The 20,217-nt window shown below is 71.4% G+C and carries 17 protein-coding genes; 12 read left to right on the plus strand and 5 right to left on the minus strand.

The window, feature by feature from the left end:
- The first annotated feature begins 248 nt into the window (after positions 1-248).
- From ACFC09_RS40705 to ACFC09_RS40730, 6 genes are all read left to right on the plus strand, one after another.
- A complete protein-coding gene (locus ACFC09_RS40705; RefSeq protein ID WP_376537255.1) occupies positions 249-1,586 on the plus strand; it encodes a TraR/DksA C4-type zinc finger protein in 1,338 nt (445 codons plus the stop codon).
- 66 nt (positions 1,587-1,652) lie between these two features.
- Positions 1,653-2,243, plus strand: a complete 591-nt coding sequence (gene lspA, locus ACFC09_RS40710; RefSeq protein ID WP_376537257.1) for a signal peptidase II — start codon at positions 1,653-1,655, stop codon at positions 2,241-2,243.
- A gap of 117 nt (positions 2,244-2,360) precedes the next feature.
- Positions 2,361-3,305 carry an RluA family pseudouridine synthase gene (locus ACFC09_RS40715; RefSeq protein ID WP_376537259.1) on the plus strand — a complete coding sequence of 315 codons (945 nt, stop codon included), beginning with the start codon at positions 2,361-2,363 and terminating at the stop codon, positions 3,303-3,305.
- Entirely contained in the window at positions 3,302-3,769 is a 468-nt protein-coding gene (locus ACFC09_RS40720) for a GNAT family N-acetyltransferase (RefSeq protein WP_376537261.1), read from the plus strand. The genes ACFC09_RS40715 and ACFC09_RS40720 overlap by 4 nt, the downstream gene beginning before the upstream one ends.
- An 84-nt stretch (positions 3,770-3,853) precedes the next feature.
- Positions 3,854-5,440: a Na+/H+ antiporter gene (locus ACFC09_RS40725; protein ID WP_376537263.1), complete on the plus strand. Its 1,587-nt coding sequence runs from the start codon at positions 3,854-3,856 to the stop codon at positions 5,438-5,440.
- Positions 5,441-5,781: 341 nt separating this feature from the next.
- The gene (locus ACFC09_RS40730; protein ID WP_376537265.1) at positions 5,782-6,522 is read left to right on the plus strand and encodes an SDR family NAD(P)-dependent oxidoreductase; all 741 of its coding nucleotides are present in this window, start codon (positions 5,782-5,784) and stop codon (positions 6,520-6,522) included.
- A 30-nt stretch (positions 6,523-6,552) separates the two neighbouring features.
- Here ACFC09_RS40730 and ACFC09_RS40735 read toward each other — a convergent pair whose 3' ends face one another.
- Positions 6,553-7,659, minus strand: coding sequence for a mechanosensitive ion channel family protein (locus tag ACFC09_RS40735; protein WP_376537267.1), 1,107 nt, complete (start codon positions 7,657-7,659; stop codon positions 6,553-6,555).
- Positions 7,660-7,762: 103 nt separating this feature from the next.
- On the opposite strand from ACFC09_RS40735, the gene ACFC09_RS40740 reads away from it, so the two are divergent.
- Positions 7,763-8,332, plus strand: a complete 570-nt coding sequence (locus tag ACFC09_RS40740; RefSeq protein ID WP_376537329.1) for a dienelactone hydrolase family protein — start codon at positions 7,763-7,765, stop codon at positions 8,330-8,332.
- Between the two features lie 220 nt (positions 8,333-8,552).
- Here the strand turns inward: ACFC09_RS40740 and ACFC09_RS40745 are convergent, their stop codons facing one another.
- The 3 genes from ACFC09_RS40745 to ACFC09_RS40755 all read right to left on the minus strand — a co-directional run bounded on the left by ACFC09_RS40745 (position 8,553) and on the right by ACFC09_RS40755 (position 11,641).
- A complete protein-coding gene (locus ACFC09_RS40745) occupies positions 8,553-9,395 on the minus strand; it encodes a thioredoxin domain-containing protein (protein ID WP_376537269.1) in 843 nt (280 codons plus the stop codon).
- Between the two features lie 107 nt (positions 9,396-9,502).
- A complete protein-coding gene (locus ACFC09_RS40750; protein ID WP_376537271.1) occupies positions 9,503-10,225 on the minus strand; it encodes a hypothetical protein in 723 nt (240 codons plus the stop codon).
- Positions 10,226-10,291: 66 nt separating this feature from the next.
- Positions 10,292-11,641: a DUF2252 domain-containing protein gene (locus tag ACFC09_RS40755; protein WP_376537273.1), complete on the minus strand. Its 1,350-nt coding sequence runs from the start codon at positions 11,639-11,641 to the stop codon at positions 10,292-10,294.
- Positions 11,642-11,971: 330 nt separating this feature from the next.
- On the opposite strand from ACFC09_RS40755, the gene dnaE reads away from it, so the two are divergent.
- On the plus strand, positions 11,972-15,511 hold the full coding sequence (gene dnaE / locus ACFC09_RS40760) for a DNA polymerase III subunit alpha (RefSeq protein ID WP_376537275.1): 3,540 nt from the start codon (positions 11,972-11,974) through the stop codon (positions 15,509-15,511).
- 206 nt (positions 15,512-15,717) lie between these two features.
- Here dnaE and ACFC09_RS40765 read toward each other — a convergent pair whose 3' ends face one another.
- Positions 15,718-15,897: a hypothetical protein gene (locus tag ACFC09_RS40765; protein ID WP_376537277.1), complete on the minus strand. Its 180-nt coding sequence runs from the start codon at positions 15,895-15,897 to the stop codon at positions 15,718-15,720.
- 225 nt (positions 15,898-16,122) lie between these two features.
- Between ACFC09_RS40765 and ACFC09_RS40770 the strand changes: the two genes are divergently transcribed.
- From ACFC09_RS40770 to ACFC09_RS40785, 4 genes are all read left to right on the plus strand, one after another.
- Entirely contained in the window at positions 16,123-17,391 is a 1,269-nt protein-coding gene (locus ACFC09_RS40770) for an NYN domain-containing protein (RefSeq protein WP_376537279.1), read from the plus strand.
- A gap of 56 nt (positions 17,392-17,447) precedes the next feature.
- Positions 17,448-18,422, plus strand: a complete 975-nt coding sequence (locus ACFC09_RS40775) for an ABC transporter ATP-binding protein (RefSeq protein ID WP_376537331.1) — start codon at positions 17,448-17,450, stop codon at positions 18,420-18,422.
- Between the two features lie 169 nt (positions 18,423-18,591).
- Positions 18,592-19,413: an ABC transporter permease gene (locus tag ACFC09_RS40780; RefSeq protein WP_376537281.1), complete on the plus strand. Its 822-nt coding sequence runs from the start codon at positions 18,592-18,594 to the stop codon at positions 19,411-19,413.
- A 34-nt stretch (positions 19,414-19,447) separates the two neighbouring features.
- Positions 19,448-20,206 (plus strand): AAA family ATPase, encoded by a 759-nt coding sequence (locus ACFC09_RS40785; protein ID WP_376537283.1) that lies wholly within the window; start codon positions 19,448-19,450, stop codon positions 20,204-20,206.
- The last annotated feature ends 11 nt before the right edge of the window (positions 20,207-20,217 follow it).

Raw genomic sequence — 20,217 nt, forward strand, 5'->3', positions numbered from 1 at the left:
CCGGTGGCGAGGGACCCCGGCTAGTGGTGAGATGACCCGAATGGAGAGGTACGGGTGTTCGTATCCTGGGATGCCCGGCTCAGCGGATTACCCGGCGGAGAGCTGGGCACAACGCATGAAGGCTTGCTGCGCGGGGGTCGCGGGGCGGGCGGATCGGGCGGCGTGCCCCGTTGCCGCGGGACTCAAGTCGATTTATCGTCCCAGCACGATTCGCGAGCAAGGTCACAATATGTGAAGGGGCCGCGGCCATGGTGGCGAAAAAGAGCGCCGTACGGCAGTCGGCATCGGGCAGGTCCCGGGCCGTCGCCGGGGCCGCGTCCGGCGGCCCGGCGAAGGGCACGAGGAGCAAGAAGAGCGCGCAGGGACGGACCGCCAAGAAGCCGTCCGCGTCGAATCGGGCGCCCTCGAAGAAGGCGGCCGACGCGGTGGTCGTGACCGGCCCGGCCGGGGAGGCCACCGAAGCGACGGCACCTTCCGGGACGGCCCCCGCGCGGCAGCGGACGGCAGGGAAGGCCGTCACGCAGAAGGCAGCAGCTCAGAAGGCAGCAGCTCAGAAGAGAGCCGTCCCGAAGACGGCCGCCAGGAAGTCTGCTGCCGGGAACGTTGTTGCCGCCAAGGCCGTCCCTGGGGAGGCGTCCTCGAAGAAGGGCGCCCTGAAGGAGACGGTCGGCAGGAAGGCGGTCGACAAGAAGGCCGTCGACAAGGTCGACAAGAAAGCGGTCGACAAGGTCGACAGGAAGGCGGTCGACAAGGTCGACAGGAAGGCGGTCGCCGAGGAGGCGTCGGCTGCCGGGACGGCGGCGGCCCCCGGGGAGCAGGCCGCGAAGAAGGCGGCGACCGGGAAGTCGGCCCGGAAGACCACGGCCGGCAAGAAGGCGGCATCGAAGGCGTCCCAGAAGGACGTGGTCGCTCAGCAGGACGCGGTCGCCGGGAAGGACCCAGGCAAGGACACCGGCCGGAAGGCGGCGGCCGGGGGTCCGGCCGGCGGGCGGACGGCGGCCGAGGAGGGCGGCTTGGCGAAGGACACCGCCAAGGGCGCGGGCAGGAAGAGCACGGCCAAGAAAGCGGGCGCGGCGCAGGCCGCGAAGCAGACGGGAGCCACGACGGTGGTTGCGAAGAAGACTCCTGGCACGGCCACGGCGGCCAAGACCGCCGTCCCCAAGGCGCGGGTGGCCGCGGTGGTGGAACCCGGTGAGCTCGCGGTCCGTCCGGGCGAGGACCCCTGGACACCCGAGGAGGTCGAGGAGGCCCGCGCGGAGCTGCTGTCCGAGGACGAGCGGCTGCGCAACGAGATCAGCTCCTCCGAGGCGTCCCTGGTGGGCCTGATGCGTGACTCCGGGGACGGCGCGGGCGACGACCAGGCGGACACCGGGACCAAGAACATCACGCGTGAGCATGAGATGGCGCTGGCCGCCAACGCGCGCGAGATGCTCATCCAGACCGAGCGCGCCCTGCAACGGCTGGACGCGGGCACCTACGGACTGTGCGAGAACTGCGGCGACCCCATCGGGAAGGCCCGGATGCAAGCCTTCCCGCGGGCCACTCTGTGCGTCGAGTGCAAACAGAAGCAGGAACGCCGTTACTGAGAGCACGGGGTGTCGGTGGCGTGCCGTAGTCTCGTCCCAGTCAGGTACCTAGGCTGAGGGACTCACGTGGCAGAGGCGGAGCGCATCATCGGTACGCCGGACACCCCGGACGACAGCGATGAGCTGACGGCCGGAGCGGACGAACAGGACATTCCCGCCGAGCGGCCCCGTGATCGCCGCAGGCTCGCCGTGCTGTTCGCGGTGGCCGTGTTCGCGTACGTCCTCGACCTGGTCAGCAAGATGATCGTGGTCGCGAAGCTGGAGCACCACCCGCCGATCGAGGTCATCGGGGACTGGCTGGAGTTCAACGCGATCCGCAACGCCGGCGCCGCCTTCGGCATCGGACAGGCGTTCACGATCATCTTCACCGCGATCGCGGCCGCCGTCGTTGTGGTGATCGTCCGCCTGGCCCGCAAGCTCTACAGCCTGCCCTGGGCGATCGCGCTCGGCCTGCTGCTCGGCGGCGCGTTCGGCAACCTCACCGACCGGATCTTCCGCTCGCCGGGGGTCTTCAAGGGCGAGGTCGTCGACTTCATCGCGCCCAAGGGCTTCGCGGTGTTCAACCTGGCGGACTCGGCGATCGTCTGCGGCGGCATCCTGATCGTGCTGCTGTCCTTCCGCGGCCTCGACCCGGACGGCACCGTCCACCGGGACTGACCGCACCGGCCCGCACCGGCCGGGCCGCGGCCCCGGGTCCCCTGCCGCGGGGGTTTCGGTCGTACGGTCCCACGGATCTCGTACGAGGCTGTCGGACCCGTCCGGCATACTCGACGCGTGAGCACGATTCCCGAGATCCGTACCCTGCCCGTGCCCGACGGCCTGGAGGGCGAGCGCGTCGACGCCGCCATCTCCCGCATGTTCGGCTTCTCCCGCACCAAGGCGGCCGAACTGGCCGCGGCGGGCAAGGTGCAGGTCGACGGCGCGGTGGTCGGCAAGTCCGAGCGGGTGCGCGGCGGGGCCTGGCTGGAGGTCGAGATGCCGCAGGCGCCCGCCCCGGTGCAGGTGGTCGCCGAGCCGGTCGAGGGCATGGAGATCGTGCACGACGACGAGGACGTCGTCGTGATCGTCAAGCCCGTCGGTGTCGCCGCCCACCCGTCGCCGGGCTGGAGCGGGCCGACGGTCATCGGCGGCCTCGCCGCCGCCGGCTACCGGATCTCCACCTCCGGCGCGGCCGAACGACAGGGCATCGTGCACCGCCTCGACGTCGGCACCTCGGGCCTGATGGTGGTCGCCAAGTCCGAGTACGCGTACACGTCGCTCAAGCGCCAGTTCAAGGAGCGCACGGTCGACAAGCGGTACCACACGCTGGTCCAGGGCCACCCGGACCCGACGAGCGGCACCATCGACGCCCCCATCGGCCGCCACCCCAACCACGACTACAAGTGGGCGGTCACCGCCGACGGAAAGCCCTCCGTCACGCACTACGACCTCATCGAGGCGTTCCGCGCGGCCTCCCTGCTCGACGTCAAGCTGGAGACCGGCCGCACCCACCAGATCCGCGTCCACATGGCCGCCCACCGCCACCCCTGCGTCGGCGACCTGACCTACGGCGCCGACCCCACGCTCGCCAAGCGGCTGCGCCTCGACCGCCAGTGGCTGCACGCCGTACGGCTCGGCTTCGAGCACCCCGGGGACGGCAAGTGGGTCGAGTTCGCCAGCGACTACCCCGACGACCTGCAGCAGGCGCTGGACCGGGTCCGTGAGGAGACCTACGCGTGAGCGCTGACCACGAGGTGCGCACCGCCGAGGACCCGGCGGACCTGGAAGCCTGCTTCGCGGTGCGCAAGGAGGTCTTCGTCGCCGAACAGGGCGTCCCGGAGGACATCGAGTACGACGCGTACGACGCCGTCGCCGTGCACGTCCTGGCGGTCCGCGCGGACGGGGTGCCGCTCGGCACCGGCCGGCTGCTGTACGGCGCCCAGGCAGCCGGGAAGACCGGCGGTGACCCGACGCTCGGCTCGCTGGGGCGGCTCGCCGTCCGGCGGGAGGCGCGCGGGCTCGGCATCGGCGTCGCCCTGGTGCGGGCCATCGAGGAAGCCGCACGCGCGCGTGGCCTCGCGGCGGTCGACCTGCACGCCCAGACGCACGCCCAGGGTTTCTACCAGCGACTGGGCTATGTGCCGTACGGGCCGGAGTACCAGGAGGCGGGGATCCCGCACCAGGGGATGCGGCGCGTCCTGTAGCCGGGGCGTCCCACGGACGGGCGCGAGGGGGGACGTGGCAGGCTGAGCACCGTCGTGTGATCGTCGACTCCCGGAGCGTCGGCCTTGGATCAGTTGGCCCTGTTGTTCGTCCTGCTGCTCGGGGCTCTGGTCAGCGTCCCCGTCGGGGACCGGCTCGGGCTGCCGGCGCCGATCCTGGTGACCCTGCTCGGGATCGTCCTCTCGCTGCTCGACTTCGTCCCGAACGTGAACATCCCGCCCGAGCTGATCCTGCCCGGCCTGCTGCCACCGCTCTTGTACGCGGCGGTGCGGCGGACGTCCTGGCGGCAGTTCGCGGCCAACAAGCGGCCCATCTTCCTGCTGGCCGTGGCCCTGGTGTTCGTCACCACCGTCTCCGTGGCGCTCGTCGCCAACGCGATCGTGCCCGGCCTGCCGATCGCCGCCGCGGTGGCGCTGGGCGCGCTGGTCGCCCCGCCCGACCCGGTCGCCGCCACCGCCGTCGCCGGACAGCTGGGGCTGCCGCGCCGGCTGGTGTCGATCCTGGAGGGCGAGGGGCTGTTCAACGACGTCACCGCCATCGTCCTGTACCACGTGGCGATCGCCGCCGTCGTCAGCGGCGCCTTCTCGCCCTGGCGGGCCGGGCTCGACCTCGTGCTGTCGGCGGTCGTCGCCGTCGTCGTGGGTCTCGCCCTGGGCTGGGGCGCGAACAAGCTGATGGACGTCCTCGGGGACGCGACCCTGCAGATCGGGCTGACGCTGCTCGTGCCGTACGTGTCGTACGTACTCGCGGAGAAGCTGCACGGCTCCGGCGTGCTGGCGGTGCTCACCACCGCGCTGTTCATCTCCGAGTACGCCGCCGATGCCGACGACGTGATGACCCGGCTCGCCGGGCACGCCTTCTGGGACATCGTCGACACGCTCGTCACCGGGGTCGCGTTCGGGCTGATCGGGCTCGAACTGCACAACGCGATCCGGACCGCGTCCGGGCGCTGGCCCGAACTGCTCGGCTGGGCCGCCGCCGTGGTCGGCGTCGTGGTGGTCGTGCGGCTGCTGTGGCTGCTGCCCGCCACCTGGCTCACCAAGCGGATGCACGCGCTGCGGAACTACGACGAGGACATCCCGACCTCGCTGCGGGAGACCGTCGTCATGTGGTGGTCGGGGATGCGCGGGGTGGCCTCGGTGGCGCTGGCCCTGGCCATTCCGCTGACCACCGAGGACGGCTCCCCGTTCCCCGACCGGGACGAGATCGTGTTCGTCGCGTTCGGGGTGATCCTGGCGACGCTGGTGCTCCAGGGGCTGACCCTGCCGTTGCTGGTGAAGCGGCTCGGGGTGCGGTCCGACACCCAGCGGGAGAAGGAGTTCGAGAAACACCTGGCGGTGCGGGCGGCCCGCGCGGCGAAGCGGCGGTTGCAGGAGATCGAAGACGTCGAGGAACTGCCGGACGAGCAGGCCGAGCAGTTGCTGCGGCGGGCCTTCGAGATCGGTGTGCGGATCAGCCCGGACATCGGCGAGGAGGAACGCCGGGAGGCGCATGAGAAACGGGTGCGGCGGGTACGGCGGCTGCGGCGGATCTACGCGGAGATGCTCAGCGCGGCACGGCACGAGGTGCTGGCGGCGCGGAGCGAGCCGGGGGCGGACCCGGAGATCGTGGACCGGGTGCTCCGCCATCTGGACGTGCGCAGCATGCGCTGACCGGCTCGCGCGGACTTGACCCGGTCGGGTTCGCGGGGTCCTCACCCGGTCGGGTTTCCGGGGCCCTGGCCTGATCGGGCTCGGGCTGGTTCGGTCATGTCCGTGCTGTCCCCGTCATGATCGGACTGGCTCGGTCACAGCTGCGGTGGCCAGCCGCGCCTGGGCTGATCCGGTCGGGCCCGTGTGGCGGCCTGGTCACGTCCGCGTCGGCCGGTCGCGCCTGGGTTGCCCCGGTCACGTCCGCGCTGACCCGGTCACCCCAAGACGGTCCGGTCATATGAACACACGGCGGCTGTGGATATCCGGAGGCCCGGGCGGCGTCCCGCTCGTACTCTCGGATCATGGCTCGCAACATTGTGATCAGTGGTGGTGGTACGGGGATCGGGCTCGCGACGGCTCGGGTCTTCGCGGCGGACGGCGACCAGGTGCTGCTGCTCGGGCGGCGCGCGGGGGTGCTGGAGGGAGCGGGAGTACAGGGGGCGCTGACGTACGCCGTCGACCTCGCCGACCCGGCGGGCGTGCGCGGTGTGGCGCGGTTCGTCGCCGAGGAGTTCGGCACCGTGGACGTGCTCGTGCACAGCGCGGGCGGCAACGGACTCCGCGAACCGGAGGCACCCGCCGACGATCCCCTGCAAGCCGTCGCACACAACTGGTCCGTCAACTTCCGGATCAACACCCTGACCGCCGTGCTCCTCACGGAAGCGCTCGCAGAACGGCTCGCCGAGCCCGGCGGCCGGGTGCTGTTCCTCAGCTCCATAGCCGCGTACCGGGGGTCGGGAACGGGGGCCTATGCCGCCGCCAAGGCCGCCCTGCACCCCTACGCCCACGACCTGGCCCGGCGGTTGGGCCCGCGCGGCATCACCGTGAACGTGGTCGCTCCCGGCTATGTGGAGGACACCGAGTTCTTCGGGGACGCGCTCGGGGAGAGACGGCGGGAACAGCTGATCGCCGAGACGTCCACCGGCCGGGCCGGCACACCGGGGGACATCGCCGCCACCCTGCACTGGCTGGCCTCGCCCGGCGCCGGGCACATCACCTCGCAGATCATCCAGGTCAACGGAGGTGCGGAACGCGGCCACTGAACCATCGGGCGCGGCCGCCGGCCGCCGCCGTCATCCGCGGCCGGGCCGCGGCGGTTCGTGCGCACGCCGTGCGGCCGGGCCGTCCTGGGCCGGGATGCCGCCCGGCGGCGGCACGGCGTCCGCCGTGTTCACCCGGGGCAGCGCGTACGGGTGTTCCGCACACAGCCACCGGATCATCTGCTCGCGCACGGTGACCCGGACCGTCCAGATGTCGTCCGCGTCCTTGGCGGTCACCAGGGCACGCACCTGGATGGTGTTCGGCGTCGCGTCGGTGACCGCGATGCCGCCGGAGCGGCCGTCCCAGGCCGGGCACTCGCTCAGGATGTCGCGCAGCTTCTCCCGCATCGCCTCCAGCGGTGCGGAGTGGTCGAGGTGCCAGTAGACGATGCCGCTCATCTGCGGGGTGCCGCGCGACCAGTTCTCGAACGGTTTGGAGGTGAAGTACGACACGGGCATGGTGATCCGGCGCTCGTCCCAGGTCCGTACGGTGAGGAACGTCAGCGTGATCTCCTCGACGGTGCCCCACTCGCCGTCCACGACCACCACGTCGCCGAGCCGCACCATGTCCCCGAAGGCGATCTGCAGCCCCGCGAACAGATTGGCCAGCGTGGACTGGGCGGCGACACCGGCGACGATGCCGAGGATGCCGGCCGAGGCCAGCAGCGAGGCACCGGCCGCGCGCATCGCCGGGAACGTCAGCAGCATCGCCGCCACGGCCATCACGCCGACCACGGCCGCCACCACCCGCATGATCAGCGACACCTGCGTGCGGACCCGGCGCAGCCGGGCCGGATCGCGGTGGACGCGGGCGTAACGGGAGTAGGAGGTCTCGACGATCGCCGCCGCGATCCGCACCACCAGCCAGGCCGCCGATCCGATCAGCACCAGGGTCAAGGTCCGGCCGACCGCGACCCGGTACGCCGGCAGCAGCCGCGCCTGCTCGTAGGAGCCTCTGAGCAGGGCGGCGCACAGCACCAGTTGGTACGGGATCCGGCCGCGCCGCAGCAGGCCCCACAGCGGCGTATCGCTGTGCCGCTCGTCGGCCTTGCGCAGCAGCAGGTCCGTGACCCAGCCGATGAGCAGGGTCAGAACGACGCATCCACCGACCACGATCAGGGGACGGAGCACGTTTTCCATGTCTGAGAACGTAACCGGCACCGGCCGCCGTGCACACGCGGGACCGGCACCGGAACGGATCCGGCCGCACGCCGCTGTCGTACCCGGCTGGCACGATGGCGCCATGAACATCATGCTCTTTCACTCGGCCTACGGCCTCAGACCCGCGGTGCGCGCCGCGGCCGACCGGTTGCGGGCCGCCGGGCACGAGGTGTGGACACCGGACCTCTTCGGGGGGAGCACCTTCGAGACGGTCGAGGAGGGCATGGCCCGCAAGGAGGAGATCGGCAAGGACGAGCTGCTGAGGCGGGCCGTGCTGGCGGCGGCGCCCTACTCGGAGCGCGGGCTGGTGTACGCGGGGTTCTCGTTCGGCGCCTCCGTCGCGCAGACCCTGGCGCTCGGCGACGAGAAGGCGCGCGGGCTGCTGCTCCTGCACGGCACGTCGGACATCGCGCCGGGCGTCTCGGTGGACGGCCTGCCGGTCCAGCTGCACGTCGCCGAACCGGACCCGTTCGAGACGGACGACTGGCTGAGCGCCTGGTACCTGCAGCTGGGCAGAGCGGGAGCGGACGTCGAGGTGTACCGGTACGCCGGGGCCGGCCACCTCTACACAGACCCCGGTCTGCCGGACTACGACGAGGAGGCCGCCGAGGCCACCTGGCGGGTGGCGCTCGGCTTCCTCGGCACCCTGTAGCGCACGGCTGCACCGGGTCGTAGGCGCGGTCTTCTGGGTGCCGCTGCGGGTGCGGTGGATACGCGCCCTGGACGTGATCGCGTCCGCGTCGGCGCGGTCGGACAGCGCGTAGTGGTCCGTCCGCGCGCGGTCGGCGGTGATGTCCGGCGGCTACGAGCGAGGGCGGGCGAACGTGGGACGTTCGCCCGCCCTTCGGCCGGGGGTCGGATCCGACCGGTCGTCAGCCCTTGAGGGCGGCGTCCACCACCCGGTTGAAGTCGTCCACCGTCATCGGCGGGTTGCCCTGGCTGTCGGCGGTGAGCATCTTGCCGTCCATGACGAAGCTCGGAGTGCCGGTCACGCCGTCCTTGTTGGTGTCGAAGCCCTTGGACATCGCCACCGCCCAGGCGTCGTAGGTGCCGTTCTTCACCGCGTTCTGGAACTTGGCGTTGCCCTTCAGGGCGGGAACGGTGTCGGCGACCTCGATCAGGTAGCTGTCCTTCTTGAACTTGTCGTCCGTCTCGTCCGGGTGCCACTTCTTCGAGTACAGGGCGGTCTTGTAGTCGACGAACGCCTCCGGGCTGACGTTCAGCGCGGCCCCCAGGGCGCTCAGCGCCTTCTTGGAGCCCTCGCCGTTGCTGCCGATCTTGCCCTTGCCCAGCGAGTCGCCGTCGATGAAGGTGCCGCCGACGTACTGGATCTTGTACTTGCCGTCGTCGACGTCCTTCTTGACGGTCGCGCCGACGGTCTGCTCGAACTGGGCGCAGACCGGGCAGCGCGGGTCCTCGTAGACCTTGAGGGTCTTCGTCGCGCTGCTCTTGCCGATGGTCACCGTGGTGCCGTCGGTGCCGGAGGTGTTGGCCGGCGCGACGACCTTGGCGTCCTTCTCGGACTCCCAGTAGCTGGGCTTGCCTGCCTGGACGACGGCGTAGCCTATGCCGCCGGCGGCGGCCAGCACGGCCACCACCGAGCAGGCCACGACGATCTGCCGCCTGACCTTGGCCCGCTTGGCCTGCCGTTCGCGCTCCTCGCGCAGCCGCTCCCGGGCCGCCGTCTTCGCCGCCTGGGTGTTCCGCTTGCTCATAGTGATGATCTCCCTGTGGGACGCGCGCCTGAGGTGCGCGCAATACGTGTGAGGGACTTCTGGTGCTCGGCCGTGCCCGCCTCGCCGGACCGGGCCGGCGGCCTCGCTCAGGCGAGGGCCAGGGGTCCCGGGGAAGCCGGAGAGGCCGGGGAGCACGAGCACGGTGGTCCACGCCGTCCCAGGGAGTGCACGAGGATCCGCTCACGGGCGGCGGTCGCGCGCGGCGCGGGGCGCGGCAGCCGGCGTGCCGGGGCGAGCCGCATCACCACCGCCACCACGGCCACCGCCAGCAGCAGCGGCCGGAACGTGGTGGCTACGACCGCACGCAGCAGCTGGGCCAGCGCCCGCTCGCCGCGGCGCAGCCAGACGGCCGCCAGCAGCCCCACGCCGACGTGCGCGGCGAGCAGCAGCCAGGCGGCGGCCGGGTCGGCGTGCGCGAGGAGCCCGGAGGCGCTGCCGGGGCCGCCGGTCACCTGGGCCAGCGGGGCGCCCAGGGGGCCGCCCTGGCACAGCACGTCGAGGCCGACCGCGCGCAGCGGACCGGCGACCGGGCCGCCCGCTCGGCCGTAGCAGGCGTGCTGACCGGTGGTGAACACCGTGTCGGCGGTCAGCTCCAGCGGGATCAGCAGGGCCGCGATACGGCCGAAGCCTCGCTCGCGGCCCGCCAGCGCGTAGGCGGTGACAAAGATGCCCGCGGCGACCGCGGCCACGGTCGCCATCGGCAGCGGGGCCCGGGACAGCAGCACGTGCGACGCGGTGCTGAGCGTCACGACGAAGGCCGTGAACAGCGCCGCGCGCACGGCTCTGAGCTGGGTCCCGGATATGTCCATAGCGGAGGAGAGTCTGTCACGTCCTCAGGTAAAGGACCCCTAAAGGGTGCCTGTGAGTCCTGCTGTTCACAGCCCCGGGATCCGGCCGTTGCGGAACAGGTCGACGAAGATCTGGTGGTCCGCCCGCGCGCGTGCGCCGTAGCGGTGGGCGAAGTCCGTCAGCAGGGCCGCGAAGCCCTCCTCGTCGGCCGCGATGGCCGCGTCGATGGCCCGCTCCGTGGAGAACGGCACCAGGGACTCGCCCGAGGTGTCGTCCGCCGCCGCGTGCATCGTCGCGGTGGCCCGGCCCAGGTCGGCGACGACGGCCGCGATCTCCTCCAGGTCGTCGATGTCGCCCCAGTCCAGATCCACGGCGTACGGCGAGATCTCGGCGACCAGCTGGCCCGCGCCGTCCAGCTCGGTCCAGCCCAGCCACGGGTCGGCGTGCGCCTGCAGGGCACGCTGGGAGATCACCGTGCGGTGGCCCTCGTGCTGGAAGTAGTCACGGATCGCCGGGTCGGTGACATGCCGGGAGACGGCCGGGGTCTGGGCCTGCTTGACGTAGATCACCACGTCGTTCTCCAGGGCGTCGCTGTTGCCCTCCAGGAGGATGTTGTACGACGGCAGACCGGCCGAGCCGATGCCGATGCCGCGGCGCCCGACGACGTCCTTCACCCGGTAGGAGTCCGGGCGCTCCAGCGACGACTCCGGCAGCGTCTCCAGATAGCCGTCGAACGCGGCGAGCACCTTGTAGCGGGTGGCCGCGTCCAGCTCGATGGAGCCGCCGCCGGGCGCGAAGCGGCGCTCGAAGTCACGGATCTCGGTCATGGAGTCCAGCAGCCCGAAGCGGGTCAGCGAGCGTGCGTCGCGCAACGCGTCGAGCAGCGGGCCCCGCGCGGTGTCCAGCGTGAAGGGCGGCACCTCGTCGCGCTTGGCGCCGGTGGCCAGGGCGTGGATGCGCTCCCGGTAGGCGGCGGCGTAGACGGTGACCAGATCGGTGATCTGGGCGTCGCTCAGCGCCTTCGCGTACCCGACGAGCGCGACGGAGGCGGAGAAGCGCTTCAGGTCCCAGGTGAAGGGGCCGACGTACGCCTCGTCGAAGTCGTTGACGTTGAAGACCAGCCGGCCGTTGGAGTCCATGTACGTGCCGAAGTTCTCCGCGTGCAGGTCGCCGTGGATCCACACGCGCGCGGTGCGCTCGTCCAGGTACGGGCCGCTCAGTATCCGCCCGGCGCCCCTTTCGGCGTGCCCGGCGTCGAGGTCGTGGTAGAAGAGGCACGCCGTGCCCCGGTAGAACGCGAACGCCGAGGCCGCCATCTTGCGGAACTTCACACGGAACGCGGCCGGGTCGGCGGCCAGCAGCTCGCCGAAGGCGGTGTCGAAAACGGCGAGGATCTCCTCGCCGCGCTGCTCGTCGTTGAGCTGGGGGACCGACATCGCTGGGTGCCTCCTGGTACGGATGGTGCGTGACATGGGGGCGGATCCTCCCCTCCCGATCAACGTGCGGCGGAGCGGGGGAGTGCCCGTGCTCACCGCACGAAGGTACGCGGGGCAGCCCGCCGGGTGTCAGTGCTCCGGCATAGAATTCGACCCTGTCCCCCCGGACCGTCCGCTGCCGTTCGGAAGACCGTCGACACCCCGCCCGCCCGTCACCCGACCACCACCCCTCAACGAGGCGCTTCGCGCCGCACCGCCCGCCCGTCACCCGACCACCACCCCTCAACGAGGCGCTTCGCGCCGCACCCCTCGATCTCGGAGGCTCGAACCGTGTCAAAGCCGCCCTTCACGCACCTGCACGTCCACACCCAGTACTCGATGCTGGACGGTGCCGCGCGGCTCAAGGACATGTTCAATGCCTGCAACGAGATGGGCATGACGCACATCGCCATGTCCGACCACGGCAACCTGCACGGCGCGTACGACTTCTTCCACTCCGCGAAGAAGGCCGGGGTGACCCCGATCATCGGGATCGAGGCGTACGTCGCCCCGGAGTCCCGGCGCAACAAGCGCAAGGTCCAGTGGGGCCAGCCGCACCAGAAGAAGGACGACGTCTCCGCGAGCGGTTCGTACACCCACCTGACGATGTGGTCGACGAACAGGACGGGTCTGCACAACATCTTCCGGCTCTCCTCGGACGCGTACGCCGAGGGCTGGCTGACGAAGTGGCCCCGGATGGACAAGGAATCCATCGCCAAGTGGTCCGAGGGCATCGTGGCCTCCACCGGCTGCCCGTCCGGCGAGGTGCAGACCCGGCTGCGGCTGGGCCAGTTCGACGAGGCGCTGAAGGCCGCCGCGGACTACCAGGACATCTTCGGCAAGGACCGTTTCTTCCTGGAACTGATGGAGCACGACCTCGAACTGGAGCGCCGGGTCCGCGACGACCTGCTGGAGGTCGGCCGGAAGCTGGGCATCCCCCCGCTGGTCACCAACGACTCGCACTACACCTACGCGCACGAGGCAAGTGCCCACGACGCCCTGCTGTGCATCCAGACCGGCAAGAACCTCTCCGACCCGAACCGCTTCAAGCTGGACGGCGGCGGCTACTACCTGAAGTCGACCGAGGAGATGTACGGCCTGGTGTCCTCGGACATCTGGCGGCAGGGCTGCGACAACACCCGGCTGGTGGCCGAGATGGTGGACACCACGGGCATGTTCGAGAAGCGCGACCTGATGCCCAAGTTCGACATCCCCGAGGGCTACACCGAGGTCACCTGGTTCAAGGAGGAAGTGCGGCGCGGCATGCAGCGCCGCTTCCCGGGCGGCGTCCCCGACGACCGCCAGAAGCAGGCCGACTACGAGATGGACGTCATCATCTCGATGGGCTTCCCCGGTTACTTCCTGGTGGTCGCCGACTTCATCATGTGGGCCAAGAACAACGGCATCGCCGTCGGACCCGGCCGCGGATCGGCGGCCGGCTCCATCGTGGCCTACGCCATGGGCATCACCGACCTCGACCCGATCCCGCACGGTCTGATCTTCGAACGGTTCCTCAACCCCGAGCGCATCTCGATGCCCGACGTCGACATCGACTTCGACGAGCGTCGGCGCGTCGAGGTGATCAGGTACGTGACGGACAAATACGGCGCCGACAAGGTCGCCATGATCGGCACCTACGGCACCATCAAGGCCAAGAACGCGATCAAGGACTCCGCGCGCGTGCTCGGCTATCCGTACGCGATGGGTGACCGCATCACCAAGGCCATGCCCGCCGACGTCCTCGGCAAGGGCATCCCGCTGTCCGGCATCACCGACTCCTCCCACCCCCGCTACTCGGAGGCGGGCGAGGTCCGCGGGATGTACGAGAACGAACCGGACGTGAAGAAGGTCATCGACACCGCGCGCGGTGTGGAGGGCCTGGTCCGGCAGATGGGCGTGCACGCCGCCGGCGTGATCATGTCCAGCGAGACCATCACCGAGCACGTCCCGGTGTGGGTGCGGCACACGGACAACGTGACCATCACGCAGTGGGACTACCCGAGCTGCGAGTCGCTCGGCCTGCTGAAGATGGACTTCCTCGGCCTGCGCAACCTCACGATCATGGACGACGCCGTCAAGATGGTGAAGTCCAACAAGGGCGTCGACATCGACCTCCTCGGTCTCCCGCTCGACGACCCGACGACCTTCGAGCTGCTCCAGCGCGGCGACACCCTCGGCGTCTTCCAGTTCGACGGCGGCCCGATGCGCTCGCTGCTGCGGCTGATGAAGCCGGACAACTTCGAGGACATCTCCGCCGTGTCGGCCCTGTACCGGCCGGGTCCGATGGGCATGAACTCGCACACCAACTACGCGCTGCGCAAGAACGGCCAGCAGGAGATCACGCCGATCCACCCGGAGCTGGAGGCGCCGCTCAAGGAGGTCCTCGACGTCACCTACGGCCTGATCGTCTACCAGGAGCAGGTGCAGAAGGCCGCCCAGATCATCGCGGGCTACTCGCTCGGCGAGGCCGACATCCTCCGCCGCGTCATGGGCAAGAAGAAGCCCGAGGAGCTGGCGAAGAACTTCACCATCTTCCAGACCGGCGCCCGCAAGAACGACTTCAGCGACGAGGCCATCCAGGCCCTGTGGGACGTGCTGGTCCCGTTCGCCGGCTACGCCTTCAACAAGGCGCACTCCGCCGCGTACGGACTGGTCTCCTACTGGACCGCTTACCTCAAGGCGAACTACCCCGCCGAGTACATGGCCGCGCTGCTGACCTCCGTCAAGGACGACAAGGACAAGTCCGCGGTCTACCTCAACGAGTGCCGCCGCATGGGCATCAAGGTGCTCCCGCCGAACGTGAACGAGTCGGTGCACAACTTCGCGGCCCAGGGCGACGACGTGATCCTCTTCGGCCTCGAAGCCGTGCGCAACGTCGGCGCCAACGTGGTCGAGTCGATCATCAGGAGCCGCAAGGCCAAGGGCAAGTACGCCTCCTTCCCCGACTACCTCGACAAGGTCGAGGCGGTCGCGTGCAACAAGCGCACCACGGAGTCGTTGATCAAGGCGGGCGCGTTCGACACCCTGGGGCACACCCGCAAGGGGCTGACGGCGCAGTACGAGCCGATGATCGACAACGTGGTCGCGGTCAAGCGCAAGGAGGCCGAGGGCCAGTTCGACCTCTTCGGCGGCATGGGCGAGGAGACGAGCAGCGAGCCCGGCTTCGGACTCGACGTGCAGTTCACCACCGACGAGTGGGAGAAGACCTATCTGCTCGCCCAGGAACGGGAGATGCTGGGTCTGTACGTCTCCGACCACCCCCTCTTCGGCCTGGAGCACGTACTGTCCGACAAGGCGGACGCGGGCATCGCCCAGCTCACCGGCGGCGAGCACGCGGACGGCGCCGTCGTCACCATCGGCGGCATCATCTCGGGCCTGCAACGCAAGATGACCAAGCAGGGCAACGCCTGGGCCATCGCCACGGTGGAGGACCTGGCGGGCTCCATCGAGTGCATGTTCTTCCCGGCGACGTACCAGCTCATCTCGACCCAACTCGTCGAGGACGCCGTCGTGTTCGTCAAGGGCCGCCTCGACAAGCGCGAGGACGTGCCGCGGCTCGTCGCGATGGAGCTGATGGTCCCGGACCTGTCCAACGCGGGTGCCAACGCGCCCGTGATCCTCACCATCCCCGCCCTGAAGGTGACCCCGCCGATGGTCAGCCGCCTCGGCGAGATCCTCAGCCACCACCGGGGCGACAGCGAGGTCCGGATCAAGCTCCAGGGCCCGCGCAAGACGACGGTGCTGCGCCTCGACCGGCACCGGGTGAAGCCCGACCCGGCGCTGTTCGGCGACTTGAAGGTGCTGCTCGGCCCGTCCTGCCTGGCCGGCTGAGTCTCCTGCCCGGCCGTCCGGCCGGCCGAGCCCTCCGGCCGCAGCCGCAGGCCGAGCGCTCCGGCCGCAGCCGCCGGCGGGCCGAGCCCTCCTGGCACCGGCTGAAGTCCCGCCCGCGACGAGGGGCGCACCCGAGCAGGGTGCGCCCCTCTGCTGCCTGGGCCTCAACGGCCCTGCCGGACCGGGCCAGTCCGAGCCGGCGAGCCTCAGTTGTGGCCGAAGCTCTTCTTCTGCTTACGGGCACCATCCGCGGGGCCGCCCTGGCCGGGCGCCATCGACGACTCGTGGGACTCCGCAGGCGTCCGCTGGGCCTGCTGCTGAGCCTGCTCGGACTGCGAGGCGCGGTTCTGCGGGCCACCCTGCTTGCGGTTCTTGTTCTTGGCCATGGTGATCTGCCTCCTGAGTGGGATCTAGGGGCCAGGGCCGCCATCAGATTCACATAGCCCGACCGGCGGCGCATGTCGGATAATTACCCTGTGTGACAGGCCGGGTAAGGGCGAAAAGAACCGATACGCCACGCCGAAGATCGAGTTCGGGCCGTTAACCTCCGCGTGGTCGGGCAGACTCGAAACACAGCCTGAAGCAAACCTCCCGGGAAGAGGGTGAGTCGCGTGGACCGCTGCATCGTCCTGGTGGACGCCGGGTATCTGCTGGGAGCCGCCGCCAGCCTCCTCGCCGGCGAGCCCTCCCGCTCCCGTATCACCGTCGACCACACCGCGCTCATCCAGGCGCTGCGCGAACGCGCCGAGGCCGAGACGGAACGGCCGTTGCTGCGCATCTACTGGTTCGACGGCGCCCCCGACCGGGTCCCGCAGCCGGAACACCGGCGGTTGCGCGTGATGCCCCGGGTCACCGTCCGGCTCGGCGCCCTGACCCGCAGTGACGGGCGTTGGGCGCAGAAGGGCGTGGACGCCGCCATGCACGCGGAGCTGACCGAGCTGGCCCGCAACCGCGCCTGCTCCGACGTCGTCCTGGTCACCGGCGACGGCGATCTGCTGCCGGGCATGATGGCCGCCAAGGAACACGGCGTCGCCGTCCACCTGTGGGCCGTACAGGCCGCCGACGGCGACTACAACCAGTCCGAGGACCTGGTCGCCGAGGCCGACGAGCGGCGCGTCCTGGACCGTACGTGGATCACCAAGGCCGTACGCGCCAAGGAACTCACCGGCATCTGCGCGCCACCGCCCGCACCCCGGCCCGAGATCGCCGCGATCCTCTCCGCGCCGCTGCCCGAGTCCGCGCCGACCACCCCCGAGCCGACCCCCACCGAGCCCGGCGAGCGCGCCCCGGCGCCCGGGGCGGCGCAGGACGGCAGGCAGGAGCGGGTGCCCGCGCCCAAGGGCGTACCCACCCCCAAGGACCTCGCCGCGCTGCGCGCCCCCGGCGCCCCGGCCGTCCAGCCGCCCACGACCGCGACCCTGCGCTGGTCCTCCGACAAGGGCTGGGTGGACCGGCCGGGCGGCCCGGCGGAGTCCGCCGAGGCCGTCTCCATGCCGACGCTGGCCCAGCTGACCACAGCCGAGCAGCGGTGGGCCGACCGGGAGGAGGACATCACCACGGTCGGCGGTGACCCCTACGAGGTGGGACAGGTCTTCGCCCGGCGCTGGATGTCCCGGCTCGGCGACCAGAGCCAGCTGCAGAAGCTGTCCGCCATGTACCCGCGGGTCCCGCACCGCATCGACGGCGAGCTGCTCCGGTACGCGGCCCGCTTCGGACTCCTGGCCCACAAGGACGACCAGATCGACGAGAACGACCGTTACGCCATCCGGGCGGGGTTCTGGCGGGAGGTCGACGTCCGGACCGCCGCCGAGAACACTCCCGGAGCGGAACGGACCGAACCGGCGGCCCCCAACGGCGATCGGGGCCCGCGCACCCCTTAGGCTCGTCCCTTGTGATGACGCGCACGACCCAGGCACTTCCGGAGCGGGACGACGTCGTGTGCGCGGTGCGCGGACTGACGAAGACCTATCCGGCGGTGCGCGGGCGGCGCGGGGTGCCGGCCACCGCCGAGGTACGGGCCACCGACGGGGTGGAACTGGACGTGCGGCGCGGCGAGATCTTCGGGCTGCTCGGGCCGAACGGGGCCGGCAAGTCCACCCTGGTGCGGCAGCTCACCGGGCTGCTCAGGCCGGACGGCGGCACCGTGGAGATCCTCGGCCACGACATCGTGCGCCACCCCGAGCGGGCCGCGCGCATCCTCGCCTACCTCGGCCAGGAGTCCACCGCCCTCGACGAGCTGACCGTGTCCCTCGCCGCCGAGACCACCGGGCGGCTGCGCGGCCTCGGCGTACGGCAGGCCCGTGCCGAGCGGGACGCCGTCCTCGACGAACTGGGGCTCGCGCCGATCGCCGGGCGGGCCCTGAAGAAGCTGTCCGGCGGGCAGCGGCGGCTCGCCTGCTTCGCCGCCGCGCTGGTGGGCGAGCGCCCGCTGCTCGTCCTCGACGAACCGACCACCGGCATGGACCCGGTGGCCCGGCGCGCGGTGTGGGCGGCCGTCGACCGGCGGCGCGCCGAGCACGGCGCGACCGTGCTGCTGGTCACCCACAACGTCATCGAGGCGGAGACCGTCCTCGACCGGGTCGCCGTACTCGACCGGGGCCGGGTCATCGCCTGCGACACCCCCGCCGGGCTCAAGGAGCGGGTGGCCGGTGCCGTGCGGGTGGACCTCGTCTGGCGGGAGCGGGCACCACTGGAGGTGCCCGAGGTGGCCGTGCTGCGCGAGCAGGCCGTGGAGTCCGGCCGGCGCTGGACGCTGCGGCTCGCCCCCGAGGACGCCCGTGCGGTCGTCGCCACGCTGACCGGGGGGGCCGCGTTCGCCGCGCTGGACGACTTCACTCTCGCCACGCCCAGCCTGGAGGACGTGTACCTGGAACTGGGCGGCGCGGCGCGGCAGGGGCTGGTGAAGGCATGACCGGGACCGCGCGGCGGGCGGTGCGCGCCGTGGCCGCGCCGGGTGCTGTGTCCGTCGGGTCCGCCGGGTCCGCCGGGTCCGCCGGGTCCGTCGGGTCCGTACGGTCTCGCAGAGGCGTACCGGCCGCCGTGGAACCGGCCGCCGCCGGAGGGAAGAGGAGCAGCGCGACGTGAGCGTGGTACCCGTGAAGGTGCCGGTGGGCGGTGCCCCGACCCTGGACGAACAGACGCCGGCGGCGGCTCGGCTCGGGCCGCCCGCACGGCTGCGGCCGTCGTTGGTGGCCGTCTACCGGGCGCAGCTGTCCCGGGCCCGGGTGGCGCGGATCCCGCTGCTGTTCGTCGCGACCTTCCAGTCGGTCGGCATCATGATCATGATGCGCGGGGTGGTGGACACGCAGAGCGAGGCCCAGTCCGTGGTGGCCGGTTCGTCGATCGTGGTCGTCGCCTACGTCGCGCTCAACCTGCTCTCCCAGTACTTCGGCCAGCTCCGGGCCAGCGGCGGTCTCGACCACTACGCGACGCTGCCGGTGCCGCCCGCGTCGGTGGTGCTGGGCGCGGCGGCCGCGTACGCCTCCTTCACCGTGCCGGGGACCCTGGTCACCGCCGTGTTCGGGTGCGTGCTGTTCGGGCTGCCGCTGACCAACCTGTGGATCCTGCTCGCGGTGATCCCGCTCGCGGGCGCCGCGCTCGCCGGTCTCGGCGCGGCCTGCGGACTGCTCGCGCCCCGCCCCGAACTGGCCACCCTGCTCGGGCAGTTGGGCATGTCGGCGGCGCTGCTGCTGGGCGTGCTGCCGCCCGACCGGATGCCGGAGATCGTCCGGCTGGCCCGTGATCTGCTGCCGTCCACCTACGGCGTCGAGGCGTATGCGCGGACCTTCGGGGACCGGCCCGACTGGGCCCTGGTCCTCACTGACCTGGGAGTGTGCGCCGGGGTCGGGGTGATCTCGCTGGCCGTGGCCACCTGGGCGTACCGCCGGGCCGCGGTCCGATGACGCGCCGCACAGCCCGGCCTGGCACGATGTCAGGGTGACCGCACCGCTGACACCGCCTCCGCCACCGCACGACCAGTCCCCGCACCGGACCTGGCACGCGCCGCCTGCCGAAGCAGTCGGGGACGCCCACGAACAGGACGGGCCCGGCATGAAGACCGAAGTCCGGCAGGCCGCCCTGGTGACCGTGGCGATGGTGCTCGGCGGGGTGCTGCTCGGCCTGCTGTGGTGGTGGCTGGCCCCGCACGTGCCGCTGGTCGGCGACGAGGTGGACAAGAAGTGGGTCGTCTACCTCAAGGACAGCGAGGGCGAGCAGGCGATCGGCGTGGACGGCACGTTCACGCTGCTGGCCGCGGCCTTCGGCGTGCTCAGCGCGGTCGTCCTCTTCCTGGTGCGGCGGCGCGGCGGGGTGCCGCTGGTGGTCGGACTGGCCGTCGGAGCGCTGGTCGGATCGCTGCTGGCGTGGCGGCTCGGGGTGTGGCTCGGACCCACGCAGGACGTGGTCGCCCACGCCAAGGAGGTCGGCAAGGGGGTGACCTTCTCGGCTCCGCTGAAGCTGGGCGCGAAGGGCGCGGTGCTGGTGTGGCCCATCGCCGCGCTGGTGGTCCACCTCGGCCTGTCGGCACTGTTCGGACCCCGGGACCCTGATCCGTACCAGCAGGGCCCGTACCAGCCGGGCCAGGGGCCGCACGAGCACGGCGCGTACCAGCCGGGCCAGGGGCCGCACGAGCAGGGACCGCCCCAGCCGGGGACGTACGAGGCGCCCCGGGACCAGCGCCCCGGGACACCGGACTAGGCCCCGGGACC

The organism is Streptomyces sp. NPDC056161, assembly GCF_042268025.1.
GTDB lineage: Bacteria > Actinomycetota > Actinomycetes > Streptomycetales > Streptomycetaceae > Streptomyces.